We start from the raw sequence: 13488 nt of genomic DNA, 5'->3' as shown, positions 1-13488 counted from the left end.
TCTCAATGAAATCGCTGCGTTTACTTTTATGCGCTCTCCCGCTGGCGTTAACCGGCTGTTCCACGCTCTCATCCATCAACTGGTCTGCGGCCTATCCGTGGAACTGGTTTGGATCCTCAACGGAAGTGACCGAGCAGGGCGTGGGCAAAATTACCGCCTCGACGGCACTGGATCAGGATGCCATTCAGGATGCCATCGGCAGTGATTATCGCCTGCGCAGCGGCATGAAAACCGAGAACGGCAACATCGTGCGCTATTTCGAAGCGTTGAAAGACGACAAGGTGGCGATGGTCATCAACGGCGATAAAGGTACGGTCAACCGCATTGCGGTGATGGATGAAGAGATCCCGACCTCAGGTGGCGTGAAGGTAGGTACGCCGTTTGGCGAGCTCTACCAGAAAGCGTTTGGCCACTGCGCCAGTGTGCCGTCGGAGGAGAGCGTGGCGGTCGAGTGTAAGGCCGACGGCAGCCAGCACATTAGCTATGTATTCAGCGGCACCTGGAACGGTCCGGAAGGGTTAATGCCGTCTGACGACACCCTGAAAAAGTGGAAAGTGAGCAAAATTATCTGGAAGCAGTAATTTGCGCCTGAGCAAGCCGCCTCGCTGAAATCCAGGTATAATAGCCGCCATCAATGCCACGCAGTCGTGGCATCTTTTTTTCAGGAGGAGCGATGTCTCAGGTTCAGAGTGGCATTTTGCCAGAACATTGCCGCGCGGCGATTTGGATTGAAGCCAACGTCAAAGGGGATGTGGATGCCCTGCGTGCGGCCAGCAAAGTTTTCGTTGATAAACTGGCCACCTTCCAGGCCAAATTCCCCGAAGCCCATCTGGGCGCGGTGGTTGCCTTTGGCAATACCGTCTGGCGTCAGCTGAGCGGCGGCGAAGGCGCAGAAGAGCTGAAAGATTTTATTCCTTATGGCAAAGGTCTTGCGCCCGCCACCCAGTATGACGTCCTGATCCATATCCTCTCCCTGCGCCACGACGTGAACTTCTCCATCGCTCAGGCAGCGATTGAGGCCTTTGGTGACAGCATCGACGTGCAGGAAGAGATCCACGGTTTCCGCTGGGTAGAAGAGCGCGATTTGAGCGGCTTCGTCGACGGCACCGAAAACCCGGCCGGGGAAGAGACGCGTCGCGAGGTGGCTGTAATCAAGGATGGCGTGGACGCGGGCGGCAGCTACGTGTTCGTCCAGCGCTGGGAGCATAACCTCAGGCAGCTCAACCGCATGAGCGTGCATGACCAGGAGATGATGATTGGCCGCACCAAAGACGCCAATGAAGAGATTGACGGCGATGCGCGTCCGGTCACGTCCCACCTGTCCCGCGTTGACCTTAAAGAAGACGGTAAGGGGCTGAAGATTGTTCGCCAGAGCCTGCCGTACGGCACCGCGAGCGGTACGCACGGCCTGTACTTCTGCGCTTACTGCGCGCGGCTCTACAACATCGAACAGCAGCTGCTGAGCATGTTTGGCGATACCGACGGCAAGCGTGACGCCATGCTGCGCTTCACCCGTCCGGTGACTGGCGGCTACTACTTTGCGCCGTCCGTTGAGCGCCTGCTGGCGCTGTAAATCGCTCTCCATTCGTAGGCCGGGTAAGCGTTAGCGCCACCCGGCAATTTCTCTCGCACCCTTATTCCCTTTTCTGCTTCTAAATCACTAAACGGTATATAAAACCGTTACTCCTTTAGACTCCGTTATAAATATTATGACTATAAGATAGTCATCACATTTATAAGGGTGCGCAATGGCCGTTACTGTACTGAAAAAAGGATCGCTGGCACTGGCAGGTTTACTGTTGGTGGCGCAGGCGCAGGCAACCGAGTTGCTGAACAGTTCTTATGATGTTTCGCGCGAGCTGTTTGCCGCCCTTAATCCCGCATTTGAACAGCAGTGGGCGAAAGAGAACAACGGCGACAAGCTGACCATCAAACAGTCGCACGCTGGCTCATCCAAGCAGGCGCTGGCCATTTTGCAGGGGCTGAAAGCCGATGTGGTGACCTACAACCAGGTCACGGATGTGCAGATCCTGCACGACAAAGGCAAGCTTATCCCGGCGGACTGGCAAAGCCGCCTGCCGAACAACAGTTCGCCGTTCTACTCCACCATGGGCTTCCTGGTGCGCAAGGGCAACCCGAAGAACATTCACGACTGGAACGACCTGGTGCGTTCTGACGTCAAGCTGATTTTCCCGAATCCGAAAACTTCCGGCAACGCGCGTTATACCTATCTGGCGGCGTGGGGCGCGGCGGACAAAGCTGATGGTAACGATAAAGCGAAAACCGAACAGTTTATGACCCAGTTCCTGAAAAACGTCGAAGTGTTTGATACCGGCGGCCGGGGCGCAACCACCACTTTTGCCGAGCGCGGGCTGGGCGACGTGCTGATCAGCTTTGAATCCGAAGTGAACAATATTCGTAAACAGTACGAAGCGCAGGGCTTCGAAGTGGTTATCCCGAAAACCAACATTCTGGCCGAGTTCCCGGTGGCGTGGGTGGATAAAAACGTCAAAGCCAACGGCACTGATAAAGCGGCAAAAGCCTATCTCAACTATCTGTACAGCCCGCAGGCGCAGACGGTGATTACTGACTATTACTACCGCGTTAATAATCCGGACGTGATGAACAAGCTGAAAGACAAATTCCCGCAGACCGAGCTGTTCCGCGTGGAAGACCATTTCGGCGCCTGGCCTGAGGTGATGAAAACGCATTTTGCCAGCGGCGGTGCGTTAGACAAATTGCTGGCGGCGGGGCGTAAGTAATGTTTGCAGGATCAACAAGACGTGTGCTGCCGGGTTTTACCTTAAGCCTCGGGACCAGCCTGCTGTTCGTCTGTCTGATTTTATTGTTACCGCTCAGCGCTCTGGTGATGCAGCTCGCTGAGATGAGCTGGTCCCAGTACTGGGAAGTGGTCACCAACCCTCAGGTGGTGGCGGCCTATAAGGTCACGCTGCTGTCTGCGTTCGTGGCCTCGATTTTTAACGGCGTGTTTGGCCTGCTGATGGCGTGGATCTTAACCCGCTATCGCTTCCCGGGCCGCACGCTGCTCGACGCGTTGATGGATCTGCCCTTTGCCCTGCCGACGGCAGTGGCCGGTTTGACGCTGGCGTCGCTGTTTTCCGTGAACGGCTTTTACGGTGAGTGGCTGGCGAAGTTTGATATTAAAGTGACCTATACCTGGCTCGGTATCGCGGTGGCGATGGCCTTTACCAGCATCCCGTTTGTGGTGCGTACCGTGCAGCCGGTGCTGGAAGAGTTAGGACCCGAATACGAAGAGGCCGCGGAAACCCTGGGCGCCACGCGCTGGCAGAGTTTCCGTAAGGTTGTTCTGCCGGAACTTTCTCCGGCCTTGCTGGCGGGGGTGGCGCTCTCCTTTACCCGCAGCCTCGGTGAATTTGGCGCGGTCATTTTTATCGCCGGGAACATCGCGTGGAAAACCGAAGTGACATCGCTGATGATTTTTGTCCGTTTGCAGGAGTTTGATTATCCGGCCGCGAGCGCGATTGCCTCGGTGATCCTTGCCGCGTCGCTGCTGCTACTGTTTTCGATTAACACTCTGCAAAGTCGCTTTGGTCGACGTGTGGTAGGTCACTGATGGCGGAAGTTACGCAATTGAAGCGCTATGACGCGCCCCGCATCAACTGGGGCAAATGGTTTCTGATTGGTACCGGCGTGCTGGTCTCCGCATTCATTCTCGTCGTGCCGATGGTGTACATCTTCGTACAGGCCTTCAGCAAAGGGATTATGCCCGCGCTGCAAAATCTGGCCGATCCGGACATGCTCCACGCCATCTGGCTGACGGTGATGATTGCCCTGATCACTGTCCCGGTGAATCTTTTGTTTGGCGTATTGCTGGCCTGGCTGGTAACGCGCTTTAACTTCCCGGGGCGTCAGCTGCTGCTGACCCTGCTGGATATCCCGTTTGCGGTGTCTCCTGTGGTGGCGGGTCTGGTTTATCTGCTCTTCTACGGCTCCAATGGCCCGCTGGGCGGCTGGCTGGATGAACACGACCTGCAAATCATGTTCGCATGGCCGGGGATGGTGCTGGTGACCGTCTTTGTCACCTGTCCGTTCGTGGTGCGCGAGCTGGTGCCAGTGATGCTCAGCCAGGGCAGCCATGAAGATGAAGCCGCGGTGCTGCTCGGCGCTTCCGGCTGGCAGATGTTCCGCCGCGTCACGCTGCCGAATATCCGCTGGGCACTGCTTTACGGCGTGGTGCTGACCAACGCCCGTGCGATCGGCGAGTTTGGCGCGGTGTCGGTGGTATCCGGCTCGATTCGCGGCGAAACCCTGTCGCTGCCGTTACAGATTGAATTACTGGAACAGGACTACAACACCGTCGGTTCCTTTACGGCCGCAGCGTTGCTGACGCTGATGGCCATTTTGACCCTGTTTTTGAAGAGTGTGGTGCAGTGGCGTTTAGAGAATCAGGAAAAACGTCAGCATCAGGAGGGAAATCATGAGCATTGAGATTGCCAATATTAAGAAGTCTTTTGGTCGCACCCAGGTGCTGAATGATATCTCGCTGGATGTCCCTTCCGGACAAATGGTGGCGCTGCTGGGGCCGTCTGGCTCCGGTAAAACCACGCTGCTGCGTATTATCGCCGGGCTTGAGCACCAGACCAGCGGACATATCCGCTTCCACGGTACGGACGTGAGCCGCCTGCACGCCCGCGACCGTAAAGTGGGCTTTGTATTCCAGCATTACGCGCTGTTCCGCCACATGACGGTATTTGACAACATTGCGTTTGGCCTGACCGTGCTGCCGCGTCGTGAACGTCCAGATGCCGCCGCCATCAAAGCGAAAGTGACCAAACTGCTGGAGATGGTGCAGCTTGCACATCTGGCGGACCGCTTCCCGGCTCAGCTTTCCGGCGGGCAGAAGCAGCGCGTGGCGCTGGCGCGTGCGTTAGCCGTTGAACCGCAAATCCTGCTACTGGACGAACCGTTTGGCGCGCTGGATGCGCAGGTGCGTAAAGAGCTGCGCCGTTGGCTGCGTCAGCTGCATGAGGAACTCCAGTTCACCAGCGTTTTCGTGACCCACGATCAGGAAGAGGCGATGGAAGTGGCCGACCGCGTGGTAGTAATGAGTCAGGGCAACATTGAGCAGGTTGACGAGCCAGAGCAGCTCTGGCGTGAACCGGCGACCCGCTTTGTGCTGGAGTTTATGGGAGAAGTAAACCGCCTTCAGGGCACCATTCGCGGCGGTCAGTTCCACGTTGGCGCGCACCGCTGGCCGCTGGGGTATACCTCCGCGCATCAGGGGCCGGTGGATCTGTTCCTGCGTCCGTGGGAAGTGGACGTCAGCCGCCGTACCAGCCTGGATTCACCGCTTCCGGTGCAGGTGCTGGAAGCTAGCCCTAAAGGCCACTACACCCAATTGGTGGTACAGCCCCTGGGCTGGTACACCGAGCCGCTGACCGTGGTTATGCGTGACGACGAGCCGCCGCACCGGGGGGAACGCCTGTTTGTGGGGCTGCAACACGCGCGCATTTATCACGGCAACGAGCGCATCGAGACGCGCGAGGATATTGCTCTGGCGGAGTCAGCCTGATAGGTTATTGAGTATGTTTTTCGCCCGGTGGCGTGATGCTTACCGGGCTTTTTATTGAGTAAAAATCGTGAATACACTCGAACACACCATCGGCAACACCCCTCTGGTCAAACTTCAGCGCATGGGGTGTGACAACGGCAGCGAAATCTGGGTCAAACTTGAAGGCAATAACCCGGCGGGGTCGGTGAAAGACCGGGCGGCGCTGTCGATGATTGTTCAGGCCGAAAAGCGCGGCGAGATAAAGCCCGGCGATGTGCTGATCGAAGCCACCAGTGGTAACACCGGTATCGCACTGGCGATGATAGCCGCCCTGAAAGGCTATCGTATGAAGCTGCTGATGCCGGATAACATGAGCCAGGAGCGCCGTGCCGCCATGCGTGCCTACGGGGCCGAGCTGATTCTGGTGAGCAAAGAGCAGGGGATGGAAGGGGCGCGAGATTTAGCGTTAGCGATGGCGGAGCGCGGGGAAGGCAAGCTGCTCGACCAGTTCAACAACCCGGACAACCCGTACGCGCACTACACCACCACCGGCCCGGAAATCTGGCAGCAAACCGCCGGGCGCATCACCCACTTTGTCTCCAGCATGGGGACCACGGGCACGATCACCGGTGTGTCACGCTTTCTGCGTGAACAGGATAAGCCAGTGACGATTGTCGGCCTGCAACCGGAAGAGGGGAGCAGTATTCCGGGCATCCGCCGCTGGCCGGCGGAGTATATGCCGGGCATCTTTAATGCGCAGCTTGTGGACCAGGTGCTGGATATTCATCAGCGCGAGGCGGAAAATACCATGCGTGAGCTGGCCGTACGTGAAGGCATCTTCTGCGGCGTCAGCTCTGGCGGTGCCGTAGCGGGCGCGATCCGGGTGGCTGAGTCCACGCCGGGAGCGGTGGTCGTAGCGATTATTTGCGATCGCGGCGACCGTTACCTGTCTACCGGCGTCTTTGGTGAAGAGAGTTATTCGCAGGGGGCGGGGATTTAAGCGTCATGGAGATGATTTTATTCCGGGATAACACCCGGGCGCAGCAAACCGATATTGTCGCCGTACAGTCGCAGGTGGTGTACGGCAGCGTGGGAAACAGCATCGCGGTGCCGAATATTCGCACCCACCGGCTGAACGTTACCGCCGTGCCGACGGTGCTGTTCAGCAATACGCCACACTACGACACCTTCTACGGCGGGGTGATCCCGGACGAGTGGTTCAGCGGCTACCTGAAGGCGCTGGAAGAGCGTGAGATTTTACGCGAGTTAAAAGCGGTGACAACCGGGTATATGGGCAGTGCCAGCCAGATCGTGCTGCTGGCGCAGTGGCTGAAGGCGATCAAAGTGCAACATCCCGATCTGCTGGTGCTGGTTGACCCGGTAATCGGGGATATCGACAGCGGGATGTACGTGAAGCCGGATATTCCTGAAGCTTACCGTGAGCATCTGCTCCCGCTGGCCCAGGGCATTACGCCCAACGTGTATGAACTGGAAGTGCTGAGCGGCAAACCGTGCCGTACGCCGGAGAGCGCCATTGCCGCCGCGCAGGGGCTGCTGTCCAACTCGCTGAAATGGGTGGCTATCACTAGTGCGCCAGTGGCTGACGATCCGCAGAATATCCACGTCGTGCTGGTGAGCGAAGAAGGTGTTACCGTTAGCGCGCACCCGCACGTAGAGACGGATCTGAAAGGGACGGGGGATCTGTTCTGTTCGGAGCTGGTGAGCGGTATCGTCGGGGGTAAAACCGTAGCCGACGCCATTCGCATGGCGGGCGACAGGGTGACTGACGTGATGATCTATACGCAGTCGAAAGGCTATGACGAGCTTATCCTGCCTGCATAAACAAAAATGGCGCCCGAAGGCGCCATTTTACCGTGCGGCAAGAATTACTTCTTGATGCGGATAACCGGGGTTTCACCCACGGTAACGCTGCCAGACAGTTTGATCAGTTCTTTGATTTCGTCCATGTTGGAGATAACAACCGGAGTCAGGGTAGACTTCGCTTTTTCTTCCAGCAGTGGCAGATCGAATTCAATTACCGGGTCGCCAACTTTAACACGCTGGCCTTCTTCCGCGATACGTTTAAAGCCTTCGCCTTTCAGTTCAACGGTGTCGATACCGAAGTGAACGAACAGTTCGATACCGCTATCGGATTCGATAGAGAACGCATGGTTGGTTTCAAAAATTTTACCGATGGTGCCGTCAACTGGAGCAACCATTTTGTTGCCAGTTGGTTTGATAGCAATGCCATCACCAACGATTTTCTCAGCAAACACTACATCCGGCACGTCTTCGATGTTGACGATCTCGCCGGAGAGCGGAGCAACAATCTCAATAGTTCCGGAGTCTTTCTTGTCATCAGAAACCAGAGATTTCAGTTTATCGAACAAACCCATGATCTTCTCCTAAGCAGTAAATTGGGCCGCATCTCGTGGATTAGCAGATTGTTTTTTCTTCAATGAACTTGTTAACCAGCGTCATTAACTCGTCCGTTGTCGGTTGAGCAAGAGCCTGCTCTGCTAACACCTTCGCATCTTCGAAGTTCGTGTTACGGATAATCTTCTTAATGCGCGGGATGGAAATGGCGCTCATAGAGAATTCGTCCAGACCCATACCCAGCAACAGAAGTGTAGCACGTTCGTCGCCTGCAAGCTCACCACACATGCCAGTCCATTTACCTTCTGCATGAGAAGCATCAATAACTTGCTTGATCAAATTCAGTACGGACGGTGACATTGGCTGGTAGAGATGTGAAATCATATCATTACCACGGTCAACTGCCAGGGTGTACTGCGTTAAATCATTGGTACCGATACTAAAGAAATCAACTTCTTTGGCTAAATGACGCGCAATGGTCGCGGCTGCCGGTGTTTCCACCATCACGCCGATCTCAATGGATTCGTCAAATGCTTTACCTTCGTCGCGCAGTTCCTGTTTGTAGATTTCGATCTCTTTCTTCAGTGCACGCACTTCTTCAACAGAGATGATCATCGGGAACATGATGCGCAGTTTACCGAAAGCGGAGGCACGCAGAATAGCGCGAACCTGGTCACGCAGGATCTCTTTGCGATCCATGGCGATACGCACGGCACGCCAGCCCAGGAACGGGTTCTCTTCTTTCGGGAAGTTCATGTACGGCAGCTCTTTGTCGCCACCGATGTCCATGGTACGGACGATAACCGCCTGCGAGCCGCACGCTTCCGCAACCGCTTTGTACGCTGCAAACTGCTCTTCTTCCGTTGGCAGAGCGTCGCGATCCATGAACAGGAATTCAGTACGATACAGACCCACACCTTCCGCGCCGTTGCGCTCAGCGCCGTCAACGTCACGTACGGTACCGATGTTAGCGCACACTTCAACCTGATGGCCGTCCAGCGTGATGGCTGGCAGATCTTTCAGTTTAGCGAGTTCCGCTTTCTCGGTAGCAACCTGCTCCTGAACGGCGCGCAGTTGCTCGATCACATCGTTAGTTGGGTTGACGTAAACCACATTGTTTACGGCATCCAGAATCAGATAGTCGTCGTTTTTAACCTGAGAGGTAACGCTACCGGTACCCACAATGGCTGGCAGCTCCAGAGAACGCGCCATGATAGAGGTGTGGGAAGTACGTCCACCTGCATCAGTAATGAAACCCAGCACCTTGTTCAGGTTCAGCTGTGCGGTTTCAGACGGGGTCAGGTCAGCGGCAACCAGGATCACTTCGTCCTGAATCGCGCTCAGATCGATGATGGCCAGACCCAGGATATTGCGCAGCAGGCGCTTACCGATGTCACGTACGTCAGCCGCACGTTCTTTCAGGTATTCATCGTCCAGCTCTTCCAGGGCAGATGCCTGACCTTCGATAACTTCATGCGCAGCCGCGTCGGCCGTCATGCCTTTATCTTTAATCAGGGCTATGATTTCCTGCTCCAGCTCCTCATCTTCGAGCAGCATAATGTGCCCTTCGAAGATGGCTTCTTTTTCTTCACCGAAAGTTTCGCCAGCTTTAGTTTTAATCGCTTCCAGTTGCGCAGATGCCTTGGCACGACCGCTCAGAAAACGTTCAACTTCCTGATCAACCTTGTCGGCAGAAATTTTTTTCCGGTCAATGACGATTTCGTCTTCTTTCAGCAGCAATGCTTTGCCGAAAGCGATACCCGGGGATGCTAAAATGCCTGAAATCATAACCCTACCTTACTTGTGACTGATATTGAAAAGAACCCGGTAAACTTACTCGAGTTCAGCCATCAGCTTAACCAGATGCTCAACTGCTTTCTGCTCGTCTTCACCTTCAGCGGAGATGGTAACAACGGTACCCTGAGTCAGGCCCAGAGTTTGCAGCTTGAACAGGCTTTTTGCGCTAGCGCTTTTGCCGTTGGAAGTCACAGTGATTTCAGAAGTGAAGCCTTTCGCTTCTTTAACAAACTGAGCAGCAGGGCGGGTGTGCAGACCGTTCGGAGCGGTAATGGTAACTTCTTGCTGGAACATTGTATTTCCCCAACTTATAGGTTTAGTGTTGTGGAACTAAAGTCTAGCCTGGCGACTTAACTTTAGCCTGTATAGTTAGCGCTGACGTTTCAATCGTCATTAAACATTATGCAGTGAAAGCAAGACTTGAACCAAATCATAAAATCGATTCAGCAGCGCTATTTCGTTCACCGATTAATTTCGCGCATCAAAATAATTGCTGGTTTAAATACCAGACCCAACGGGGTGAAGCAATGCCAGGAGGGGTAAAACTTTGAAGCAGGCCACAAAAAAGCACCTGGAAAGGTGCTTTTTTACGCGTTTTTAACATGCTGGCATCACTGTTGCAGTTCTTTCTCTGTGAAGAGATCGGCAAACAGTGCTGTGCTTAAGTAACGCTCACCCGAAGACGGTAGGATAACCACAATGTTCTTATTGGTAAAGGTTTCGTCTTCCAGCAGTTTGAGCGCTGCCGCAACCGCCGCACCGGAAGAGATACCCGCCAGAATGCCTTCTTCGTCCATCAGGCGACGCGCCGTAGAGATGGCTTCTTCATTGGTGATGGCGACCACTTTATCGATCAGCTTCAGATCGAGGTTGCCTGGAATAAAGCCAGCCCCGATACCCTGGATTTTGTGCGGACCTGGTTTGATCTCTTCGCCTGCCAGCGCCTGAGCGATAACCGGCGAGTCGGTTGGCTCAACGGCAACGGTAATCAGATCTTTTTTACCTTTCGTGCCTTTAATATAGCGAGACACCCCGGTCAGCGTACCGCCGGTGCCTACGCCGGAGATAAACACATCAACCTGACCGTCGGTATCTTCCCAGATTTCCGGACCGGTGGTTTTCTCATGAATTTCCGGGTTGGCCGGGTTGCTGAACTGCTGGAGCAGCAGATACTTTGCCGGATCGCTGGCGACGATTTCTTCGGCCTTCTGAATCGCGCCCTTCATGCCTTTCGCGCCTTCGGTCAGGACCAGGTTCGCACCCAGCGCTTTCAGCAGCTTACGACGCTCAATGCTCATGGTTTCAGGCATAGTCAGCGTCAGCTTATAGCCACGCGCCGCCGCAACATAGGCCAGAGCGATACCCGTATTGCCGCTGGTGGGTTCAACCAGCTCAACGCCAGGTTTCAGCACGCCACGCTTTTCAGCATCCCAAATCATATTCGCACCGATACGGCATTTAACGCTGAAGCTTGGGTTACGAGATTCGACCTTCGCCAGAATGCGTCCATTACCGATACGGTTCAGTCGAACCAGGGGCGTATGACCGATAGTCAGCGAGTTGTCTTCATAAATCTTACTCATGGCCTGTCCTTAACTGTATGAAATTGGGATACCGACCCAGCATACCTGTTGAACAGGTATGGGGAAGTAAGGAAATCGCATATCTATATGCTGCAAGGAAATAATGGGGATCAGTATGGAATAAGGGGCGGCATAAGCCACCCCTCTTTTACACATTTTTGCATTACTTCCATAACGCGTGCTTAGCGCGGTAGCAGTCCACCCACATCGCCGTCGCGCCGCATACGGCAACGGGCATGATGAACAAATTCAGGAAAGGGATCATGGTGAACAGGCTGGTCAGCGCGCCAAACTGCATATTGGCAACCTTCTGAGTGCGCAGGGCAGTGCGCATCTCTTTAAACGGCACTTTGTGGTTATCGAACGGATAATCACAGTACTGGATAGCGAGCATCCAGGCGCTGAACAGGAACCACAGCACGGGCGCGACCGTCTGGCCAATCCCGGGTACAAAATAAAGGATAAGCAGCACAATCGCCCGCGGCAGGTACCAGGCGAACTTCTGCCATTCACGCTTCATGATGCGGGGGAGATCTTTCACGAGCCCCAATACGCCCGTGTCAGGTGGCGTCGCACCGGTCAGGCGCGCTTCAAGCTGTTCGGCCAGCAGACCGTTGAACGGCGCGGCTATCCAGTTTGCTATCGTCGAAAAGAAATAGCCGAAAACCAGCAGCACGGAGATAACCGCAATCGGCCAGAGCAGGTAGTCTAGCCACTGTAACCAGTCCGGCACATAGCTCATCAGGGAAGGGATCCACGTTTCCAGTCTGGTGAACAGCCACCAGAAGGCCCCGCCCATCAGAATAATGTTGATCAGTAACGGCAAAATAACGAAGCGTCGAATGCCCGGCAGGGAGACCAGTTTCCAGCCCTGAGAAAAGTACCAGACCCCGCTGCGTGGGGCAGAAGAAGATGTTGAAACCATACCAGGCTGTACTCCTTTTTACACAACCAGTGGAATTGCCCGCCTATATTATCCAGTTACGGGCCAATGACTAGTTCGGAAATGTTCGAAAAACCAGCAAAAAGCACGATTTAGTTCATCTTTATGCTGTGAATGCTCTGCATACACTTGCACTTGACGTAAACGGCAAATACTCTTAGTGAGTAAATGTTTGCCGTGGTGGCAAGGTGTTAGAACAACAGAGAATATAATGATGCAGGATTTGCGTCTGATATTAATCATTGTTGGCGCGATCGCCATAATCGCTTTACTGGTACATGGTTTCTGGACCAGCCGTAAAGAGCGTTCCTCTATGTTTCGCGATCGTCCACTGAAGCGCATGAAGTCCAGTCGTGACGACGATGACGTTGAAGACGACATCGACGGTCTTGACGACGACGGCGTGGGTGAAGTTCGTGTTCATCGGGTCAATACTGCGCCCGGCGCAGCGCATGGAGAGCATGAAGCCCCCCGCGCTCCGCAGCACCAGTATCAACCACCGTATGCCTCTGCCCAGCCGCGCCAGCCAGCGCCGCCGCCAGTGGAAGAACCTGTTCGTCATCCGCCGCACCAGCCTGTGCAACAGCAGCCCGTTGCGCCACAGCCTGTACAGCCGCAACCTGTCCAACAGCCTGCACAGCCAGTGCATCAGCCACAGCCTGTTCAGCAGCCGCAGCCAGTGCATCAGCCACAGCCTGTTCAGCAGCCGCAGCCGGTACAACAACCGCAGCCGCAGCCTGAACCGCCTGCGCCACAGCCCGCCCCGCGCGCTGAGCCAGAGCCGGTTGCAGAGCCAGAACCGGTTGTTGAAAAGCCGCAGCGTAAAGAAGCGGTGATCATTATGAACGTGGCTGCTCATCATGGCACCCATCTGAACGGTGATGTGCTGCTTAACAGCATCCAACAGGCAGGCTTCAAGTTCGGCGACATGAATATTTTCCATCGCCACCTGAGTCCTGACGGCAGCGGTCCGGCGCTGTTCAGCCTGGCCAATATGGTCAATCCAGGCACGTTTGACCCGGAAATGACCGGTGATTTCGTCACGCCAGGCGTTACGATCTTTATGCAGGTGCCGTCCTACGGTGACGAGCTGCAAAACTTTAAGCTGATGCTACAGTCCGCTCAGCACATCGCCGACGAAGTGGGCGGTGTGGTGCTCGACGATCAGCGTCGAATGATGACGCCGCAGAAACTGCGCGAGTATCAGGACCGCATCCGCGAAGTTAAGGAAGCGAACGCGTAATCGTCGCGTTAAC

General features: G+C 55.1%; 14 protein-coding genes. 9 read left to right on the top strand and 5 right to left on the bottom strand.

What is annotated here, in order from left to right:
* Positions 1-5 precede the first annotated feature (5 nt).
* The 8 genes from SK47_RS15290 to pdxK all read left to right on the top strand — a co-directional run bounded on the left by SK47_RS15290 (position 6) and on the right by pdxK (position 7375).
* The gene (locus tag SK47_RS15290; RefSeq protein WP_003861296.1) at positions 6-581 is read left to right on the top strand and encodes an RpoE-regulated lipoprotein; all 576 of its coding nucleotides are present in this window, start codon (positions 6-8) and stop codon (positions 579-581) included.
* Positions 582-673: 92 nt separating this feature from the next.
* Positions 674-1573, top strand: coding sequence for a Dyp-type peroxidase (locus tag SK47_RS15285; protein WP_003861297.1), 900 nt, complete (start codon positions 674-676; stop codon positions 1571-1573).
* Between the two features lie 175 nt (positions 1574-1748).
* Positions 1749-2762, top strand: a complete 1014-nt coding sequence (locus tag SK47_RS15280; RefSeq protein ID WP_048244603.1) for a sulfate ABC transporter substrate-binding protein — start codon at positions 1749-1751, stop codon at positions 2760-2762.
* A complete protein-coding gene (gene cysT / locus SK47_RS15275; RefSeq protein WP_003861303.1) occupies positions 2762-3595 on the top strand; it encodes a sulfate/thiosulfate ABC transporter permease CysT in 834 nt (277 codons plus the stop codon). Before SK47_RS15280 ends, cysT begins: the two co-directional genes overlap by 1 nt.
* Complete coding sequence (cysW, locus tag SK47_RS15270) at positions 3595-4470, top strand: sulfate/thiosulfate ABC transporter permease CysW (RefSeq protein ID WP_023325019.1); 876 nt, start codon at positions 3595-3597, stop codon at positions 4468-4470. The genes cysT and cysW overlap by 1 nt, the downstream gene beginning before the upstream one ends.
* Positions 4460-5554 (top strand): sulfate/thiosulfate ABC transporter ATP-binding protein CysA, encoded by a 1095-nt coding sequence (cysA, locus tag SK47_RS15265; protein WP_045896678.1) that lies wholly within the window; start codon positions 4460-4462, stop codon positions 5552-5554. The genes cysW and cysA overlap by 11 nt, the downstream gene beginning before the upstream one ends.
* A gap of 67 nt (positions 5555-5621) precedes the next feature.
* On the top strand, positions 5622-6533 hold the full coding sequence (cysM, locus tag SK47_RS15260) for a cysteine synthase CysM (protein WP_003861311.1): 912 nt from the start codon (positions 5622-5624) through the stop codon (positions 6531-6533).
* Positions 6534-6538: 5 nt separating this feature from the next.
* Entirely contained in the window at positions 6539-7375 is an 837-nt protein-coding gene (gene pdxK / locus SK47_RS15255) for a pyridoxine/pyridoxal/pyridoxamine kinase (RefSeq protein WP_048244601.1), read from the top strand.
* A gap of 44 nt (positions 7376-7419) precedes the next feature.
* Here the strand turns inward: pdxK and crr are convergent, their stop codons facing one another.
* From crr to cysZ, 5 genes are all read right to left on the bottom strand, one after another.
* Positions 7420-7929 carry a PTS glucose transporter subunit IIA gene (crr, locus tag SK47_RS15250; protein WP_003861316.1) on the bottom strand — a complete coding sequence of 170 codons (510 nt, stop codon included), beginning with the start codon at positions 7927-7929 and terminating at the stop codon, positions 7420-7422.
* A 40-nt stretch (positions 7930-7969) separates the two neighbouring features.
* Positions 7970-9697 carry a phosphoenolpyruvate-protein phosphotransferase PtsI gene (ptsI, locus tag SK47_RS15245; protein WP_023314613.1) on the bottom strand — a complete coding sequence of 576 codons (1728 nt, stop codon included), beginning with the start codon at positions 9695-9697 and terminating at the stop codon, positions 7970-7972.
* A 45-nt stretch (positions 9698-9742) separates the two neighbouring features.
* The gene (ptsH, locus tag SK47_RS15240; RefSeq protein ID WP_000487600.1) at positions 9743-10000 is read right to left on the bottom strand and encodes a phosphocarrier protein Hpr; all 258 of its coding nucleotides are present in this window, start codon (positions 9998-10000) and stop codon (positions 9743-9745) included.
* Between the two features lie 317 nt (positions 10001-10317).
* Positions 10318-11289, bottom strand: a complete 972-nt coding sequence (gene cysK / locus SK47_RS15235) for a cysteine synthase A (protein WP_006811453.1) — start codon at positions 11287-11289, stop codon at positions 10318-10320.
* Between the two features lie 163 nt (positions 11290-11452).
* Positions 11453-12214 (bottom strand): sulfate transporter CysZ, encoded by a 762-nt coding sequence (gene cysZ, locus SK47_RS15230; protein WP_003861323.1) that lies wholly within the window; start codon positions 12212-12214, stop codon positions 11453-11455.
* Between the two features lie 229 nt (positions 12215-12443).
* Here cysZ and zipA point away from each other — a divergent pair, with 229 nt between their 5' ends.
* Complete coding sequence (gene zipA, locus SK47_RS15225; protein WP_032609784.1) at positions 12444-13475, top strand: cell division protein ZipA; 1032 nt, start codon at positions 12444-12446, stop codon at positions 13473-13475.
* Positions 13476-13488: the final 13 nt, after the last annotated feature.

This window comes from Enterobacter sp. BWH52 (genome assembly GCF_001037565.1).
Taxonomy (GTDB): domain Bacteria; phylum Pseudomonadota; class Gammaproteobacteria; order Enterobacterales; family Enterobacteriaceae; genus Enterobacter; species Enterobacter hormaechei_C.
The sequence above is the reverse complement of the archived record's forward strand: the minus strand, read 5'-3'. Positions and strand labels throughout refer to the sequence as shown.

Bases quoted from the DNA above. Each gene is read 5' to 3' on its own strand.
- pdxK (WP_048244601.1), top strand. From the start codon at position 6,539: ATGGAGATGATTTTATTCCGGGATAACACCCGGGCGCAGCAAACCGAT.
- SK47_RS15290 (WP_003861296.1), top strand. From the start codon at position 6: ATGAAATCGCTGCGTTTACTTTTATGCGCTCTCCCGCTGGCGTTAACC.
- cysZ (WP_003861323.1), bottom strand. From the start codon at position 12,214: ATGGTTTCAACATCTTCTTCTGCCCCACGCAGCGGGGTCTGGTACTTT.
- ptsI (WP_023314613.1), bottom strand. From the start codon at position 9,697: ATGATTTCAGGCATTTTAGCATCCCCGGGTATCGCTTTCGGCAAAGCA.
- zipA (WP_032609784.1), top strand. From the start codon at position 12,444: ATGATGCAGGATTTGCGTCTGATATTAATCATTGTTGGCGCGATCGCC.
- cysW (WP_023325019.1), top strand. From the start codon at position 3,595: ATGGCGGAAGTTACGCAATTGAAGCGCTATGACGCGCCCCGCATCAAC.
- crr (WP_003861316.1), bottom strand. From the start codon at position 7,929: ATGGGTTTGTTCGATAAACTGAAATCTCTGGTTTCTGATGACAAGAAA.
- SK47_RS15285 (WP_003861297.1), top strand. From the start codon at position 674: ATGTCTCAGGTTCAGAGTGGCATTTTGCCAGAACATTGCCGCGCGGCG.
- SK47_RS15280 (WP_048244603.1), top strand. From the start codon at position 1,749: ATGGCCGTTACTGTACTGAAAAAAGGATCGCTGGCACTGGCAGGTTTA.
- cysT (WP_003861303.1), top strand. From the start codon at position 2,762: ATGTTTGCAGGATCAACAAGACGTGTGCTGCCGGGTTTTACCTTAAGC.
- cysK (WP_006811453.1), bottom strand. From the start codon at position 11,289: ATGAGTAAGATTTATGAAGACAACTCGCTGACTATCGGTCATACGCCC.
- ptsH (WP_000487600.1), bottom strand. From the start codon at position 10,000: ATGTTCCAGCAAGAAGTTACCATTACCGCTCCGAACGGTCTGCACACC.
- cysA (WP_045896678.1), top strand. From the start codon at position 4,460: ATGAGCATTGAGATTGCCAATATTAAGAAGTCTTTTGGTCGCACCCAG.